11 protein-coding genes are annotated in these 17,595 nt (G+C 51.1%); 6 read left to right on the top strand and 5 right to left on the bottom strand.

The features are described from left to right. Nucleotides 1–14: 14 nt before the first annotated feature. Nucleotides 15–2,246 (bottom strand): acyl-CoA dehydrogenase, encoded by a 2,232-nt coding sequence (locus IMCC21906_RS04935; protein ID WP_047011238.1) that lies wholly within the window; start codon nucleotides 2,244–2,246, stop codon nucleotides 15–17. A gap of 138 nt (nucleotides 2,247–2,384) precedes the next feature. Between IMCC21906_RS04935 and IMCC21906_RS04930 the strand changes: the two genes are divergently transcribed. Continuing rightward, nucleotides 2,385–3,917, top strand: coding sequence for an AMP-binding protein (locus IMCC21906_RS04930; RefSeq protein WP_197085954.1), 1,533 nt, complete (start codon nucleotides 2,385–2,387; stop codon nucleotides 3,915–3,917). 14 nt (nucleotides 3,918–3,931) lie between these two features. Next, entirely contained in the window at nucleotides 3,932–4,549 is a 618-nt protein-coding gene (locus IMCC21906_RS04925; RefSeq protein WP_047011236.1) for an isochorismatase family cysteine hydrolase, read from the top strand. Nucleotides 4,550–4,569: 20 nt separating this feature from the next. Here IMCC21906_RS04925 and IMCC21906_RS04920 read toward each other — a convergent pair whose 3' ends face one another. The 3 genes from IMCC21906_RS04920 to IMCC21906_RS04910 all read right to left on the bottom strand — a co-directional run bounded on the left by IMCC21906_RS04920 (nucleotide 4,570) and on the right by IMCC21906_RS04910 (nucleotide 9,519). Beyond that, nucleotides 4,570–6,120 carry an amidase gene (locus tag IMCC21906_RS04920; RefSeq protein ID WP_047011235.1) on the bottom strand — a complete coding sequence of 517 codons (1,551 nt, stop codon included), beginning with the start codon at nucleotides 6,118–6,120 and terminating at the stop codon, nucleotides 4,570–4,572. Between the two features lie 188 nt (nucleotides 6,121–6,308). Beyond that, entirely contained in the window at nucleotides 6,309–6,923 is a 615-nt protein-coding gene (locus IMCC21906_RS04915) for a TetR/AcrR family transcriptional regulator (RefSeq protein ID WP_047011234.1), read from the bottom strand. Nucleotides 6,924–7,104: 181 nt separating this feature from the next. After that, entirely contained in the window at nucleotides 7,105–9,519 is a 2,415-nt protein-coding gene (locus tag IMCC21906_RS04910) for a TonB-dependent receptor (RefSeq protein ID WP_197085953.1), read from the bottom strand. 165 nt (nucleotides 9,520–9,684) lie between these two features. On the opposite strand from IMCC21906_RS04910, the gene IMCC21906_RS04905 reads away from it, so the two are divergent. Genes IMCC21906_RS04905 through IMCC21906_RS04890 form a run of 4 tightly spaced genes read left to right on the top strand, consistent with a single transcriptional unit; the run spans nucleotide 9,685 to nucleotide 17,068 of the window. Beyond that, nucleotides 9,685–11,700 (top strand): FAD-dependent oxidoreductase, encoded by a 2,016-nt coding sequence (locus IMCC21906_RS04905; protein ID WP_047011232.1) that lies wholly within the window; start codon nucleotides 9,685–9,687, stop codon nucleotides 11,698–11,700. A 58-nt stretch (nucleotides 11,701–11,758) separates the two neighbouring features. Continuing rightward, nucleotides 11,759–14,137, top strand: coding sequence for a glycerol-3-phosphate 1-O-acyltransferase (locus IMCC21906_RS04900; protein ID WP_052763371.1), 2,379 nt, complete (start codon nucleotides 11,759–11,761; stop codon nucleotides 14,135–14,137). Continuing rightward, nucleotides 14,130–15,635: a wax ester/triacylglycerol synthase domain-containing protein gene (locus IMCC21906_RS04895; RefSeq protein WP_052763370.1), complete on the top strand. Its 1,506-nt coding sequence runs from the start codon at nucleotides 14,130–14,132 to the stop codon at nucleotides 15,633–15,635. Before IMCC21906_RS04900 ends, IMCC21906_RS04895 begins: the two co-directional genes overlap by 8 nt. Further along, nucleotides 15,632–17,068, top strand: a complete 1,437-nt coding sequence (locus tag IMCC21906_RS04890) for an HAD-IB family hydrolase (protein WP_047013144.1) — start codon at nucleotides 15,632–15,634, stop codon at nucleotides 17,066–17,068. Before IMCC21906_RS04895 ends, IMCC21906_RS04890 begins: the two co-directional genes overlap by 4 nt. A 53-nt stretch (nucleotides 17,069–17,121) precedes the next feature. Here the strand turns inward: IMCC21906_RS04890 and IMCC21906_RS04885 are convergent, their stop codons facing one another. Beyond that, a complete protein-coding gene (locus tag IMCC21906_RS04885; RefSeq protein ID WP_197085952.1) occupies nucleotides 17,122–17,559 on the bottom strand; it encodes a Zn-ribbon domain-containing OB-fold protein in 438 nt (145 codons plus the stop codon). Nucleotides 17,560–17,595: the final 36 nt, after the last annotated feature.

Genomic DNA, 17,595 nt, shown 5'->3' with positions numbered 1-17,595 from the left:
TCTCCTAAAACTTTTTATCCGCGTGAACGCGCCAGACCCAGGGCTTGCTCGGCAACCAAGCTACGCTGAACTTCACTGGTGCCACCATAAATTGTGGTACCGATAGATTGGCGATAACCCACTTCCAAATGCCCCAACCCATCACGCTGTTGAATCACGCTGTATGGCGCACACAGGTCCATTAAATCGTCGGCATCGCGCTGGTAGTACTCGGTGGCAAACAATTTCGCCATCGGCCCCCAGTAGCGGTTGTGTATTTTTTCTGACATACACCATATGGCGCGATAACAAAGCAGGGTCGAGACCTCCAAGTGCACCTTTGAGCGCGCCAGCCGAGCAGCTGCTTGGTTGTCGACCAACAAAGGCTTGCCGTTGCGCTGATTCTGTAACGCCCATTTTTCTGCAGCGTGAAATGCCGTGACATGGCCATGGCGATATTGATCCGCAGAGCCGTGTTCCATTTCCAGCGTCGATGCCATAACCTTTAAACCACCGTCTACCTCACCCACCAGATACTTGGCGGGTAAATTCACATCGCTGAAATACACAATATTGGTGCGTTCATCCTGCAATGTATGCACGGCGTGAACCTCAATACCCGGTAAAGTCATGGGCACCAAAAAGACACTCAAGCCAGCGTGTTTGGGTTTGTCATTATTGGTTCTGGCAAGCAAGAAACAATAATCCGCCAGGTTGGCTGCGGTGGTGAAAATTTTCTGACCATTGATCAACCAGTCGCCATTGTTCTGCTCCTCGGCAACCGTTTTTGCGGCAAAGACATCGCAGCCACAGGAGGGCTCAGTAAAGCCCATGCAAGCCAGAGATTCACCCGACCCAAACCGCTCAAGGGATTCGGCCTTCGCCTCCTCCGTGCCAAAACGCATAACAATCTGTGCTACCTGATTGGTAATAGGCGCAGTAACATGCTCCCAACCCTCGGCCTCAATTACCGCCGTCATCGCTGCCAGGTCGTAGGCACTTTTATCAAGACCGCCATACTCCTTAGGCCAATGGGGAAATAACATGCCCTCTTTGGCCGCGAGCTTATTAAACTCAGGGTGAAAACCATCTACCGAATGATGGGCGTGAGCACGCAGCTCGGGTGTCATATGTTTGGCAAAAAAGGCCCGAGTCTGTTCGGCAAAAGCTTCCGCCTCGGCGCCCAAGCTATAGTCCTGGTGATTATCACCCGCGTCCGGCAACTTGCTTTCTGCAGAGACAGAACGCTGGGACGGCCACAGCCGATCCGCCGCATCAAGCAATGCACGCTGCGCATCACCCGCACAAGCCGGCCAGGCCTTGGCCCGGCGGTAATACATTTGGATATCGTATTCCAGCGAGACCCCATAACCACCAAAGGTATGCAGTGCCTTGGCCATCGCTTTTGAACTGGTCTCGGCAGCCCACCAAAATGCCATAGCCACACTGGCTGAGGCGTCGCTGCGAGCGGCTGCCAACGCCCAAACTGCTTTTCGGGTCAGTAACTGGGTACCCTCAGCTTGAGAAATGGCATCAGCCAATGGATGAGATATCCCCTGAAAACTGGAAATAGGTACACCAAAAGCCTTGCGCTCATTAGCATACTCTGCGGCCATCCTCAGACCTTGCTCAGCTAAACCCCCTAGCGCAGCCGCACACAATAGTCGCCACTCGTCACAGGCCGCATCAAACTCAGCCAACATTTCAGTTCCTTGGGCCACTAAAAAGGCACTCAACTCTACCGAATCTTTTAACTGCCCCAGTGCGCCACTTGCCAAATTGGCAACTGGACTAAAATGCTCTGCGCTCAATAAATAAATAGCGTTTTCGTCGGCGAGCAAAACATGGTCGGCCACCACAGCGCCATTGAGCGGAGCTTGGGTGTTCACAAAGCGTTGCGGCAAAAAGGTAATCAGACTGCCTTCGGCAAGCTGAGCCAATGCGCTAGACGCCGCATCACTTCCTGCGGCAGCGATCTTCGCCAACAGCCGAGAGGCCGCCATGTGCTCTATTAACGGCACCGAGGCAAGATGTCGACCCGCTTGCTCAGCCACTAACACGGCGTCTAACAAACTACTATCAAGACCACCCGCCTGCTCTGGCAGACGCATTAAATTCAGCCCCATATTTTGCAGTTGCTGCCAAAGCGCCGGATCGAAACCTGAGGCCTCTGCGGCGCGAATCCGTTCGCCGTTAGACTCGGTGGCCAATAAGCGCGCCACCGACTCCTGCAACATGTTTTGTTCATCTGTTAAATACAAATTCATGGGCTTTATCGGTCTCTGTACAAGCATTGCAATAGATAATAAACTAACATATATTCAGTTTTCAAGTGGCAGTTTAATCTGGCTGCAAGAAACTCGACACAATACCAACACCAAAGAGGGAAAATAGTGAGAGACCACGTGCCTTTTACACTTGCCGACACGCTGGAAGACAATGCTCAGCGCTTTTCCAATCAAGCCGCCTATCTCATGGATGGTAATAGCATTACGCACCGTCAGCTTCTGATACGCGCAAAAAAAATAGCCTCTGCTGCACAAAATGCCGGCGTAGATCACCAGGACCGGGTTGGCGTGCTGTCCATGAACAGCTTAGCTTATGGCGAAATTATTGCCGCCTGCCAATGGAGTGGCTTGATTTTATCTACCGTTAACTTCCGGCTGGCTGGCCCAGAAATTTGTCACACCGTCACCGACAGCGCGCCAAAAATTCTGTTCTTTGAAGCGCAATACAGCGAGATGATTGAAGAACTTCGCGAGCAATTCAGCTCAGTGGAAGTATACGTGTGCATAGATGGGCACGTGGACTGGGCACAGGATTACGAAGCATTTATTGCCACCGGCAGCGACAAGGGCCCGAGCTTTAAAGCCCGGGAGCAGGATATTGCCGCACTCATCTATACTGGCGGCACCACCGGCAAGCCCAAAGGTTGCATACTCGGGCAACGGGAAATGCGCCTGGGCGCACAAACCATGTCAGTGGAAACCCGCTCGGGGCCAGAAGACCGCATTTTACTGGTAATGCCCCTCTTTCATATCGGCGCCATGGCCATGGGAATGGGCATCCATTTTCGCGGCGGAACGGTAGTCTTACATCGACTATTTGACCCGGCAAGCCTGTTGGAAGCAGTCAACAACGATGGCGTAACCATTCTTCATCTTGCCCCAACACTGGTACAAATGGTCCTGGATCACCCCAAGCTAGCCACAACTGATTTTTCTAAACTTCACACGCTGGTGTACTCAGCCGCCGCAATGCCGCTACCCCTTCTTAAACGCGGCATGGATTTATTGGGGCCGATCTTTATCAATCTCTACGGCCAAACCGAAGTCTTCAGCTCGGGGCTGCTAAGAGAGCAGCACCGACCCGATGGCTCGGAAAAGGAAAAACGCTGGCTCACCTCGGTTGGCCAGCCCTTTCCAGGCACCCGTATTCGCATTGAAGACGATAATGGCAACCTTTGCCCACCCGAGGTCGCTGGAGAAATCGTGGTGCAGTCCAGCGCCATGGCCCGTGGCTATTGGAATAATCACAAAGCCACGCTGGACGGTTTTAAAGACGGCTGGTGCTATACAGGCGACGTTGGCCTATTTGACGAAGACGGTATGTTATATCTGGTCGACCGCAAAAAAGACGTGATTATTTCCGGCGGCGAGAATATTTATTCTCGCGAAGTGGAAGACGCCATTCTTTGTCATGCCGCTATCAGTGAATGCGCAGCTATCGGACTTCCTGACGAAAAATGGGGGGAGTCTGTTTGTGCTGTGGTTGTATTGCGGGAAGGCGAACAATTAAGTGAGGCCGAAGTAATCAGCCATTGCCAAACAATGATTGCCAGTTACAAAAAGCCACGCAGTGTTATTTTTGCCGACAGTATTCCCAAAATGCCCACGGGTAAAATCGACAAAGTCAGCCTGCGTAAACTCTACTGTTAACATTGGCAAACGCGATGAATACACTGAACTTACTGGATCAAAGTGCCCTGCTGATCAATGAGTGCCAGCGGGGCTTACTTGAGGCAGAACACAGCGTCCTGCCCGGTATTACCTCCCACGCCAATACCCGCCAAATTGTTCCCAGAATTGCCGCCCTTGCTGCGGCATTCAGAGAACAAGGTCTGCCGGTGATTTATATTAATGTCGAGCACCGCGTCGATTTTGCCGGGGTCAGTATCAACAACCCGGCGGTAGCCTATATCCACCATAAAAAAGGCTTATTAGAGGGCAGCCCGCAAGTTGACATCGTTGACGGGCTGGCGCCTCAGCCAACAGATCATATCGTTCGCCGCTATTCGGGAATGACGGCGTTTTACGGTAACCATCTAGAATCCCTGCTCCACAATCTGCAACGCAAATGTCTGGTATTGGCGGGCGTTTCCACCAATGCCGCCATTCCCGGCATGTTACTGGGCGGCCTGGATCGAGGCTATCACATCGTCATTCCAGAGGACGCCATCGCTGGGTCTAGTCAGCAGGCCCACGACGCTATTGTCGAGCACATGCTGACCCCCCTAGCGACTCTCACTACCAGCAAGCAGGTGATTACCGCATTAACAAAAGCCGATTAAGCAATTCGACTCTTGTTGAGCTAGCCAGCAAGCGACGGATGAGCACGAGCCCATGGCTGCATCACCGAGAATGTTTGAGCCATAGCCAGAACGCCCACATCGTTAAAGCGCCTCCCAATTACCTGTAATCCCACCGGCATGCCATCGACAAAACCACAGGGAATAGACACCGCCGGCAAACCCAAGGTATTCGCAATATAGGTATACGGCGTGCTGATACGCTTGGCATATACCGGGTCGGCATAGGGCTGCTGCCACTCTCCTTCAGGCACCTTGGGCGCAGTAATACCCACTGTTGGCGTACAGATGAAATCATGATGACGAAAAATATTGTCAGCCCACGACTGAAGTTTTTTGCGTTTTTCAAAAATGCCGAAAATGTCTTTCTCGCTCAATTTCGACGAGCGCCGAACCAAATCCAGCATCCCCTTAGTCGGTGGGCTCAGCAGGGCTTGCTGCTCTGGGCTAAAATCCAACAAACGACTGCCCCGGTAATAGGAAATTTCATTTATTGCAAGAAACACCTGCCAAGCCTCCTCATCCGGGAGGGTAATATCTGGCGCTTCAATGTGGGCGCCCGCCTGAGTAAACAGCTGTGCTGCTTGCTCTACAGTTTCAATGACCTTCTGATTAACAATGGGTATAAAACCAAAATTCCTGCTCCAAGCAATTCGGGCACCCTTTATCCCTCTTGCACTCATCCCGGCTGCATAATCTAAAGGCTTTTGCTTAATCGCACTGGGATCCCGGGGATCGGGGCCAGCCATCACCTGCAACATTATCGCAGCATCCTCCACATGTAATGTCATCGGCCCTGCCGATGACATATGCACTGACCGAGGAGTACGCATGGGAATACGCCCAGCACTGGGCTGCATACCAAAAACACCATTAAAACAGGCCGGAATACGGGTTGAGCCACCCCCGTCACTGGCTACCGCAAAGCAACTCATTCCCGCCGCCACTGCCGCACCGGCCCCACCACTAGATGCTCCGGAAATACAATCGGTATTCCAGGGGTTAACAGTCTCGGCCTGCAACAGGTTCTTGGTTCTGGGAAAAGTCGCAAATTCAGGTGTATTGGTTTTACCCAAAATGATCGCCCCCGCCCCGCGTAAACGCTCCACCAGAATCTCATCAACCTCAGGAATATAATCTTTATAAATCAGGGATCCCTGGGTAGTCGGCAAGCCTTTGGTCATATACAAGTCCTTCACCGAGACCGGGATGCCATGCAAAAGCCCAGTGGCCTCGCCCTTCATTAGCGCCGACTCTGCCCGCCTGGCCGCCTCAATCGCGGCGTCAGCATCAACAGCCAGATAAGCATGTAACACCGGATTTAGCTGACGAATTCTCGTCAAAAAGTGTTGCGTCACGTCCACGGGTGACAACTCCCTGCGCCGATACATTGCCTGCAGCTGAGAAATAGACAACCAACTGATATCGTGATCCGCCATACCAGCTGCAGCCATTGCCCACCGCCCTGGAAGCAAGCCTGCTGCAAAGCCACCAACAGCGGCCTTTAGCAAGGCCCGGCGCCCCAACCCACCAACCGAGTAATTATTATTCACTTATCACCCTCCCGGAATTTAAAAATCACACGAAACACTCTCTCGCATTTTCGATACTATACCGTTTCGTATCTATTATCCACCCCAAGAAATATGGCAATACATAAAGAATATCGCGCTATAAACTATTAGTTAGTGTGGAAGCAAAACCGTTGCGAGAAACATTCAAAATTACCTTAAGGCCCGAGTCAAAGTAACTCACACCCCTTAAGAAACAGATCAATATCAATATGAAGACGCCGCTTCTCCTCTGCATCATCCAGCAGATTACCGAATAGCGGCCGGAGATTACCCCGAGCGAGGGTATAAAATGTCAGCGCGGCCTGATCAGGATCTGGGTGCCCCATTCGCCCCGCCTCGATTAAACAACGGAAATAATCGCTGAGGCGGCCCAGGGTTTTGCCCGCGCCAAATTCCCGCACCAGCTGGGCTAGAAACGGCAAATTTTGCGCCTCAGCAATATAAAGTCGCAGAAACTCCCGGTGCCGGGGCTGGGTTTCAATGTTATAGATATGCTCAGCAAACTGGCGCAAGCTGACCACAGGGTCGTCGTCATCGAGACCAAAAGCCGATACTTGCCGGCAGTGATCATCGGCTAACCGCAGAGTAACAGCCTTCAGCAACTCATTCTTATTGTTGTAGTGCCGGTAAATGGTGCTCTTACTTACGCCCGAGACCCGCGAAATATGATCCATTGAACAGGCAGAAAAACCAACCCGCAAAAATTCCTCCACGGCAATATCCAGAAGCAGAGATTGCCGCCTTTCTGAATAAGCCTTCGGGCTTATATTGGTTCTATCCATACTGGGTTCTGCCCGTATTAAGGAGCGCGCTCTTGACTGAAGATGGAGCGGGCAGTCTAGTCATCCTTGGCGGCAGCATCAATATTCATTAGCGTAACGTTGATAGTAAAACGAAGGCTAATAAAAAAGGCGCCCCGAGTGGGAGCGCCTTTATAGCATCACGCCAGGTACAACATCAGAACTAGAATCGATATTTCGCTGCAATTCCCCAGTAAGCCTGAGCACCCCGGGTGGTGAACTGGAAGTAGCCGCCCACTGGGTCTGCTTGACCGCGGCTCAGCGAGTAATACTTGTCAGTCACGTTCTTACCAAACACCGAGACCTCATAGCGTTCTTTCTTATCACGGATGCCGAAACTCACATTAAGCAAACCGTATTCATCTTGCATCAGGCGTGGATCAAGAGACAGCTCAGCCGCTGTTTCAGATTGCCAAACATAGCTGACATTACCGTAGCCATTAAAGGGAAGGCTGGCCAACGGTAGCTCATAGTTAGCAGACACCGTGTATTTCAGCTCAGGAGCCTGGGGCGCACGCTCGCCACTCAGATCCTGCTCACCATTGACACACCCTTGCGCTGCGGTTTGACCCACATAGCAGTCCATGTCAAATTCCTTAAACTCGGAATCGGTATAAGCCAGCCCCAAAGTCAACATCAAACGATCTGTTGCCAACCAACTGCTGTTAAGCTCAAGACCCTGGCTGCGAATCTTGCCCACATTCACAGGGGCGGTCTGGGTGCTACCCGGCAAACGCTTGGTGGACTGAATGTCGTCGACATTCATCAAGAAAATTGCACCGTGAACCTGCAGGGTGCGCTCAAGAAAATCGCTTTTAAAACCCACCTCAAAAGAGTCGGCGATAGAAGGCTCCAGGAAGGCATTATCCGGGGTGGATGAACGAGTATAGTTCACCCCGATACCGATAAAACCACGGGAATAACTGGCATACAGATTACTGTTTTCTGCGACATCCCACTTTGCACCCACTCGGCCAGACCAATCTGCACTGTGACCATCTTTTTCAAACTCGAATGCCCGATTGACATAGGCGGTGGTCAGATCAACATCACAGACGTTATCAATACAACTGAAATCCCTTGCAACATAACTTCTTTGCTTATGCTTGAGGGTAGCCTCTTCGTCAGTCCAACGCAGGCCCGCAAATAACTGAACCGTTTGAGAAAGATCATAGGTTACATCACTGAAAACGGCCCAGCTCTGCTGCTCATAGTCATTGGTGTAAGGATCAGACTGGATAATAGGAGTAGGCAGCGGCGGTGCGGCACGAATCCATAGCGGCACATCGGCAACACCGTCTTCCTGGTAATCTTGCAGATACACACCGGTCACAACACTCATCTCTGCGCTCTGATACTCAAACCGCAACTCCTGAGTGAAGTACTCAATTTCGTTCTCGATACCCGAATCCCCCAGAGGAGAGAGATTTGTGCCATCGAGGTACACACCGAACATTCCGAAAGTGCTGCCACCGACGGCTACCGTCGCCGTAGTGCTATCCAGATTGCCCATGGAAGCAGGAGAGGAGTCGATATCCTGGTTAAAGGCCTGCTCAGACGAACGCAAGGCGCTGATCGACTTCATTTGCCACTGTTCATTCAGCTGCCAGGTTACATCTGCCACAAACCCTCGCTGAACGTAGTCCGTGAAATGCTCGGTATTCGCATTAATGGTGAATGGATCGTCAAGCACTTGCTGACCTTTGGCCGCATCACCATTGCCCAGCGCCACCAGACGCGCCTGAGCACCGGGATACAGGGTATCCAGCCCAAAGGTAACCAATGGGCTTCCTCCGGTTTCGGTATCGACGTAGTCAAAACTAAACAACACACTCAGATCATCGTTCACATCGAAATTTAACTTTGCCATCAAGCCGCGGCTTTCTTCACCTCCCACATCACCATGACTGGGATGAAGGTTTTTAATATGTCCGTCTCTATCTTTAAAGAACACATTCAACCGGCCTTGCACACTGTCCGACAGCGCCCCGTTAACCATGGCTTTGGTTATGGTCTCATCGTCGTCGGTAGCAGCCACTTCCACTTCAGCAGCAAACTCTTCCGATGGTCCTTTACGCACAATGTTCAACGCGCCACCGATGGAGTTACGGCCAAACAGGGTCCCCTGAGGCCCAGAAATAACCTCGATCCGCTCGATATCACCCAAATCTGAACTAAACTCTATTGTTCTAGCCAAGGCAACGCCATCAACTACGGTAGATACACTGGGCTGTACCCCGCCCTCAAAGGAAAAGGAGCCCAAGCCGCGCATAGAGATTGAGTTAGAGAAGTTACCTGCCGAACCCTGACTATAGGTAAAGCTGGGGGAGATAAGCTTAAGGTCCGCCAGCGATTCAAATCGCTCTGACTCCAATTTATCTGCCGTTAGTGCCTGAATAGAAAGAGGCACATCCGAGACTGCCTGTGCTCTTTTCTGGGCGGTCACGATCACCTCTTCTATAACGCGCCCCTTGGCCTGTTCTTGTGCAATGCTCTGCGCAGATGCCGCAGCGATACACATGGCCAGTATTGTTTTGGTACACCCTAACTCTCGTTTAACTATTTTTATATTATTCATCTCTACGCTCACATTAATTGGCAAAAGCATTTAAAACTTACTGTACGTCAGTTATTATAATAATACCACCGATTATTTAATGCAATCGTTAGTGTATATCCCTACAACACAATGATTAGAATAACTAACTATATGGCAGTAATTTTATAAGCCAAGGAGTGCGACTTGAATTACCCTCTACTCTTTAAGCCCCTTCGCATTCGCAAACTGGATATCCCCAACAGAACAGTTATGCCGCCCATGTCCACCCAGCTAGGCACCCCGGAGGGCTTGGTTAGTGACGCGCAAATTGCATTTTATAAGGCCCGTGCTGATGGCGGCACCGGTATGATTATTGTTGAATTTTGCAGTGTTGAACTCGCCTCCGGCCAGTCTGAACCCAACCAGTTAACATTGGAAAGCTCCCTGCACCTGCCCGGCCACAAAACACTGGTAAATGCTATAAAAACAGCTGGTAGCGTCGCCTGTCTACAATTACAGCACGGCGGCGCTGCCGCCAAGCGAAATTTATTATCAACCGGCACAGCAATCGGCCCCTGCGACATAAGGTCTCGCAAAGACCCTAACAAGTTAGTCTGCAAAGGCATGAGCCACGCTGAGATCGAGGCAATGATCGACAATTTTGGCCGCAGCGCCGAACTGGGTATTAAAGCAGGCTATCAAGCTGTTGAACTTCACGGTGCCCACGGCTATTTGCTGACACAATTTATGTCTCCACGCAGTAACAAACGGGAAGACGTATGGGGCGGTAACGAAGCCGGTCGACTGGAATTCCCCCGCCGCGTCATTCACCGGGTAAGACAAGCAATCGGTAATCGACCATTAATCTACCGCCTGTCAGCCGATGAATTTTGCGACGGCGGGCTGAGCATTAAAGATATGGAGCGAATTTGCCCTATGCTGGTGGATGCTGGCATTGACGCCCTCCATGTATCCACCGGAGTCGGCCCAGAGAGCTTTGATAAAGTATTGGATCCGATGTCTGCCCCCGATGGTTGGCGACTGCCCTATTCCCGCCGTATTCGCGAGGTATGTCATGTTCCCATCATTACCGTTGGCCAGATCCGCCACCCAGATACCGCCGAACAAGCGTTGCGTGATGGCGATGCCGACCTGATAGCCTTGGGGCGAACCTTGTTGGCAGACCCTGAATGGAGTAACAAGGCGAAAGCCGGAAATGCAGATGCCATTATTCCCTGCACCTCCTGCAATTACTGCGTTGCCAACGGCTTTGCTGAAAACAGTATTCGCTGCGCCAACAACCCCGTTACCGGCCGTGAACTCGCCAGCAACATTCCTCAATTATTGGCACCCTGCCGGGCAATGGTAGTAGGCAGCGGTCCCGCAGGCATTAACGCCGCCCTAAGCCTGTCAGCGGCAGGTGCGGACACCAGCTTACTGGAAGCACAGGATAAACTCGGTGGCGGATTAATTGTTTCTGCCGCGCCCCCTTTTAAAGACAAGCTGGAACGCTACCGTCAGTATTTAATTCGCCAACTACAAGCGAGCAAAGTAAATATCGAGCTACAGGCCCAAATCAATGAGCAAGAGATAGTGGCTCGCAAACCCGATATTGTTGTTTTTGCCACAGGCAGTCGCTCGCGCCCCCAGACTTTTGCCGGTTTGAATGCACGCAATAGCTGTGACGCGTTCGACTTGCTAAATTCTCTGGCCAGCCACTCACTTCCCAAACCGGAAACAGGGCCCATCCTGGTCTTGGGCGGTGGCGAAACCGGCTGCGAAACCTGCGAAGCCCTTATCGAACGAGGCTATAAAGTCATTCTTTCCAGTCGCTCCCCTGCTCGCCAGCTCGCCCGCTCTGCAGAAATGATCTATCGTGGCGATCTGCTCAAACGTTTATTGAGCAATCCAGAATTAGAGCTAATCTGTAACAGCGAACTCTCCAGGGTCAACGAAGGTATTGCTTACTTACAAATGGATAAGGAGCTGATCACCCGACCTATCGCTTACTGCATTTTGGCTCAAGGCCGAGACCGTGAGCATCAGCTTTACGATGCTCTTAGCAGCTCAGCGTTTAACAACAATATCGAATGCGCTCTTATTGGCGATGCAAGGCAAATGGGCCGCATCGGCGATGCCGTGGCCGAGGCACACCAGTTAGTGCGCCAATTTGTTAACCACCGAAACAACAATATTGTCTCACCGGTGATACCAGCATGACCGTAGCCAGCAACCACAAGAACTCATAATAATCGTATCTAACACAGGAATTTAAGCCATGCATTCGGCAGACTCCAGCCAGTCAAGCGCCCCCGGCCAACGCCGAATATTCCTGGCACAAACCCGTGGGCGAACAGAACGGAAGATTATCGAAGCATGGCTGCAAAAAAAGACGAGCCAGCAAGCCGATGCCAACATAGAAGTGCTCTATATCGACTATCCCAAACTGGACGCTAGCCGCACCACATGGCAACTGCGTCAACGTTTGGCAAAAGGCGACAACCCTGCACTGTGCCCACTACGGGTGGCATGGCTCCCCAAAGCACGCAATGGCAAGCACCAGGTCTACCTGCGCGACCTTGTCTCCACTGGTGACCCTCGTGCCCCCCACCCCTATGCTAAATATCTCATCGCCCGATATCAGCCCGAACGGGTTCACGTTCTTGAAGGCGAGCCCGCTACCATTTCAGAATTACGGGAGATATGGGAGCAGCAACGCGCCAGCAATGCTGAAGATGAATTTGCCCATTTTGTTGTTCGCCGGGCCACCCTCGCCCTTGAACGAGCGGCATCACAACTCCTTGGCCCCCAGTACAAAATGCCCAAATTGGTTCGCGAGGAAATACGCGCGTCCAGCCGTTTTCAAACCGGCCTTCAGCAATTAGCCCAACAGAAAAAACTGCCCATCGCCCAGGCCGAAGCCCTGGCCGACAAAGCCTTAAAAGAATTGGCATCGGGTTTTACGCCACTGGGGCTGGATGTAAATTTAACAATGGGGCGAATTCTTTATCGCCGCGGTTATGTTGAGCAATTGGATATTGATCCACAGCAGATCGAAACCGTACGCGCTGCGGTAAATGGTAAACCCGCTATTATTCTGCCGTCACATCGCTCCAATATGGATGTTGGCGTCATGTCAGTCGCACTGCACGAAGCCGGCCTCCCCCGCACCAGCACCCTTGGCGGCATTAATATGAGCTTCTGGCCGATGGGTTATATTATGCGCCGCTCCGGAGTGATCTTTATTCGCCGGGATATTCGCAGCGACCCGGTATACCGCTGGGTGTTAAAAGAATATCTGGGCTATATGGTCGAAAAACGTTTTAGCCTGCAATGGTATATAGAGGGCACCCGCTCCCGCACCGGCAAATCTCTGCCGCCCAAACTCGGTTTATTAAAATATGTGGTAGACGCCTACCGCGACGGCCGCTGCGAGGATATTGCGCTGATTCCCGCTTCCACCACCTATGACCAACTTAACGAGGTGAAAGGTTATGCCGGTGAGGCCATGGGCGTAGCGAAGAAAAAAGAAGATCTGAAATGGATGATCAATTACTTTAAATCAGCCCACGGTCGCTTTGGTCGCATCTACGTTCGATTTGGCCAACCCTTGTCATTGAGCAGTTATTTAGGCAGCCCAGAACACGCCAGTCAACTTAGCGACAGCGAATATCATTTAGCATTGCAAAAACTGGCCTTTGAAATTTCCTGGCGCATTAATCAGGCCACTCCTATCACCGCTATTTCTCTGATTACCATGACCGCCCTCAGCGCCTTTCGCCAAGCACTGAGTTTTGAACAACTTAAAATGGCACTGCGGGAATTTGTTCTTTATACAAAACGCAATGAGGCGCCAATGACGGCCAGCGCCCAACGACTACTCTATGATGAGGGTATCCAGGAAGAACTCGACGCCCTGATCAGCCAAGGGCTGATTCATGCCGAAACCGACGGCCCAGAAGCGGTTTACACCATTAACCACGATGCCCACGTTGCCGCGTCTTACTATCGCAACTGGATCATTCATCACTTCCTCGACAGCGCCATTGCCGAGCTGGCTTTAACCGCTGCCGCCAATAACAACGGCGACAATTCATTGACGGTTTTTTGGCAAACGGCACTTCAACTTAGAGATCTGCTTAAGTTCGACTTCTTTTTTCTGGAAAAAAATCAATTTCGCAAAACCCTTAACGAGCACTTATTAAAAGTCGACCCAGACTGGGAGCAAGCGGTTGAAGACGGGCCAGAGACTACTCACGAGCTGCTAGCGGCCATGCAACCCATCACCGCCGACAGCGTATTGCGTTGTTTTTTAGAGAGTTACTGGGTGGTCGCGGTCTGCCTTGAATTACGTGCCGACAAAAACACCGTCGGCGACGCCAACTTCTTTCAGTTTTGTGCTGGCACAGCCCGCCAATACCTACTGCAAAAGCGCATTATTCATTCCGAAGCAGCATCACTACATCTGTTTAAAACCGGATTACAGATTGCCGAAAATCGTGGAGTGATTGACGACAACGCTAGCTACCAACCCCGATTAGGGCATGAGTATATCGAAGAATTGGAGGCGCTTTTACAGCTCAGCGACCAACGCTTCAACTCTGCGCGACGCAACTTTAACCAACGCTTTTTTAATCGAGTTAAAAATCATGACTGATAAGCAACATTATTTTAAAGACGAGGTCGACGCCCTTGAACTATTAATGCTGCGAGGTGAAGCCTCGGTAAAAACCCGCAGCGCCATGCTATCTATTGCCATGCTCGATGACGTGCCCGACTTTGATCAGTTGCGAGACAGCTTTGACTACGCCAGCCGCCAGTTTATTCGTCTTCGTCAACATATTGTCACCCCCGCCATTGCCACCACATCACCTCGCTGGGTTGTCGATCCCGACTTCAATCTGGACTACCACCTGCGCCGCTATAGTGTCGCCAGCCCCGGTAAAATGCGCAATGTACTCGATACAGCTAAGCAGTTTCTCTCTGCACCAATGGACACCCAGCGACCATTGTGGGAGGTGGTTCTGCTGGAAGGCCTGACTGAGCAAACTGCCAAAGCAGCGTTGCTGATTAAAATGCACCATGCCGTGTCCGACGGCATGGGTGGGCTTATGTTGCTAAAGTTACTGTTTAATACGAGCAGAGAAGCCCCTCTCAGATCCCCTATTCCTGAACCAATACCGGAAGATCTTAATGCAATAACCTTGAGCCGACGCGGACTAAACCGCGCTTTAACCTCGGCACTACCTGGCCTCAAAAACACCTTTTACAAAGGCCTCAGCGGCAGCAAAAACCTCCTGCAACACCCAGGCAAACGCATTGAAGAAATTAAACAGCAATGGCAGTCGGCCAAACGCATTCTCAGCAGCGACACTAGCCCTGCCTCACCACTGCTAATGCGCCGCAGCCTAAGTCGTCGTCTGGATGTACTCGAATATCCCCTCGCTGAGCTTAAAGATTGCGCCAAGGCATTCAATGCCAGCGTCAATGATATTTATATTGCCGCGATTGCTGGCGGTCTTCATCGCTATCACTCTGCACTCGATTGCGAGATCGAAAACCTGCCACTGGCCATGCCGGTTAATTTACGTACCGCGAATGACAGCGATGGCGGCAATCATTTTGCAGCGGCCCGAATTACCCTGCCACTCAACCATGCCGATCCTAAAAACCGTATAAACAATATTCAAACCCAGGTTCAACAAGCCATAGCCGAGCCGGCCATTAATATTCTCAACCGCATCGCCCCGCTGTTGGTTCATTTACCCGCTACCGCACTTCAGGAATTAGGCGAGCTTGCCAGCCAGGTAGATGTGCAGGCATCAAATGTTCCCGGTCTGAAAGAACCATCTTATATTGCCGGAAGCAAAATTATTAAAATGTACCCCTTTGGCCCGCTGCCCGGCATTCCTCTGATGCTTGTCATGATGTCCCACAACGGGGTGTGTTATATCGGCAGCCACTGCGATACCGCAGCTATCAGCCAACCTGATTTATTGATGCAATGCCTTCATGAAGAGTTTACGGCCTTGCTTAAGCCAGCATCCAAACCAGCGGTTCAGTCTGCAAATAAAAAAACTCCCCCTCGCCGAAAACCGGCAGCTAAAAAAGCCATTACCACCAAAGCAGCCACCGCCAAAGGAAGGAAATCATGATACAGACAGAACAGGCATTGGCGTCCACCTTGCGTACTATTCACACGTCCCAAACGGGTCCATCGGTATGTGCGTTTTTTGATTTGGACGGCACTATTATTGCCGGTTTCTCTGCCGCCCATCTCAGTAAACAACGTTTAAAAAATAAAGAAATTAGCTTGCAAGAATTTTTGCGCACCATAAACACCGCTATTAATACCGCTGTTGGCAAAGCCGATTTTGAAGACCTTTTGCAAATTGGCGCCGATGCCTGGAAAGGGCGATGCCACCTTGACCTTATGACTATGGGTGAGCTGCTGTTCAATAAAAAGATCATTAACCTGATCTACCCGGAAATGCGCAAAATCATCAAAGCGCATCAGCAGCAGGGGCACACCGTTATATTGTCTTCCTCTGCCACCTGCTATCAGGCAGATCCCATCGCCCGCTTTTTAGGCATTGAACATGTGCTTTGTAATCGCTTTATCCTCGACGATGACCTGCTCACAGGCGAGCTCGCAAAACCACTCATTTGGGGGAAAGGTAAAGCCCAGGCCGCACAGCGCTTTGCGGAGCAGCATCAGAGCCAATTACGCGACTGTTTTTTTTACGCCGATGGCGACGAAGATGAAGCGCTTATGCATCTGGTTGGCCATCCCCGGCCAACCAACCCCGGCAAACAGTTAAGCCGAATAGCCAAATCCCGAGGTTGGCCCATCCAACGTTTTGTCAGTCGTAAAAACAATGGTGCATTACGATCAACCGCCGGAGTCATGAGTATATTGCCATTTGCCGCTATTGGCGTCGGCCTGGGGTTACTCAAGCGAGATAAGCGGGCAATTTTAAATTACGCTTCACCCCGCTGGATTGACCGCATGTTTAAAATCAACGGGGTTAAGCTCAATGTGGTAGGCCACAAACACCTCTGGGCGCAGCGGCCAGCTGTTTTTATTTTTAACCATCGCAACAACTACGACGCTTTTATGGCCGCCAAGCTTATTGAGAAAGACTTTACCGGCGTGGGCAAAAAAGAACTGGAAGATCACTGGCTCACCGGCACCATCGGTAAATTGGCCGATGTCGCCTTTATCGACCGGGCTGACTCCAAAGCCTCAGTAGAGGCACTAAAACCCATTGAAGAACTGGCCCGCAAAGGCATTTCGATCTGCCTTGCCCCTGAGGGTAACCGAGTCGATACCGAACTGGTTGGCGACTTTAAAAAAGGAGGATTTCGTATGGCAATGGCAGCGGGCATTCCTGTGGTGCCCATTGTATTTCGCAATGCCGAGATGATTGCCGCCCGAGATGCCGCAGTTATGAGCCCCGGCACCGTTGATGTTGCGGTGTTGCCACCCATATCGGTAGAAGACTGGACACTGGATACGCTAGAACAAAAGATAAATGAGGTGCGCCAGCAATATATTGATACTCTCACCAACTGGCCAACAGACTAAAACTACGCTGCTGATACTCCCTTAGGAATATCAGCAGCCTTCAAAAGTCGCGCTTATTGCAACGCAAAAAACGGCATCCAGACATCTTCGCGCTGTTCAAAAGACACCTTCACCTTATCGCCAATACTGACACTGCCAGGCTCGGCGGCTGGCATGGCCGAAGTTAAACGCAATCCCTGCTGTTCGTCCAATTCGACAATCACTAGAAGATAAGGAATTTTTAAGCCCGGGATCCACGGCATGCGGTTAACCGTAAGCGCTGCCACTGTACCGGTGCCAGACATCGGTTTGGGAGCGATATCTTCATTTAAGCATTTTCGACAACAAACGCTAGGGGGATGCTGCCAATACTGACAATCTTCGCAATACTGCATCCGTAGTTGACCGTCGGCGCCAGAAGTCCAAAAAAAACTATTCAGTTCATCCAGCTCGGGTACGGGGCCCATTGTTTTTTCTGGAGCATTTGTTTCTGAAGAATGTGTGTCAGTCATTAAATTTACCCATCTTTTCGTCTGAGTATCGATGTT

The organism is Spongiibacter sp. IMCC21906 (assembly GCF_001010805.1).
Classification (GTDB): domain Bacteria; phylum Pseudomonadota; class Gammaproteobacteria; order Pseudomonadales; family Spongiibacteraceae; genus Spongiibacter.
This window is presented reverse-complemented; position numbering and strand designations above follow the sequence as displayed.

What these genes read in the sequence shown, in the direction of transcription:
- IMCC21906_RS04915 (WP_047011234.1), bottom strand. Translation starts at nt 6,923, where the DNA reads ATGGATAGAACCAATATAAGCCCGAAGGCTTATTCAGAAAGGCGGCAA.
- IMCC21906_RS04925 (WP_047011236.1), top strand. Translation starts at nt 3,932, where the DNA reads ATGAATACACTGAACTTACTGGATCAAAGTGCCCTGCTGATCAATGAG.
- IMCC21906_RS04890 (WP_047013144.1), top strand. Translation starts at nt 15,632, where the DNA reads ATGATACAGACAGAACAGGCATTGGCGTCCACCTTGCGTACTATTCAC.
- IMCC21906_RS04885 (WP_197085952.1), bottom strand. Translation starts at nt 17,559, where the DNA reads ATGACTGACACACATTCTTCAGAAACAAATGCTCCAGAAAAAACAATG.
- IMCC21906_RS04895 (WP_052763370.1), top strand. Translation starts at nt 14,130, where the DNA reads ATGACTGATAAGCAACATTATTTTAAAGACGAGGTCGACGCCCTTGAA.
- IMCC21906_RS04900 (WP_052763371.1), top strand. Translation starts at nt 11,759, where the DNA reads ATGCATTCGGCAGACTCCAGCCAGTCAAGCGCCCCCGGCCAACGCCGA.
- IMCC21906_RS04910 (WP_197085953.1), bottom strand. Translation starts at nt 9,519, where the DNA reads ATGAATAATATAAAAATAGTTAAACGAGAGTTAGGGTGTACCAAAACA.
- IMCC21906_RS04935 (WP_047011238.1), bottom strand. Translation starts at nt 2,246, where the DNA reads ATGAATTTGTATTTAACAGATGAACAAAACATGTTGCAGGAGTCGGTG.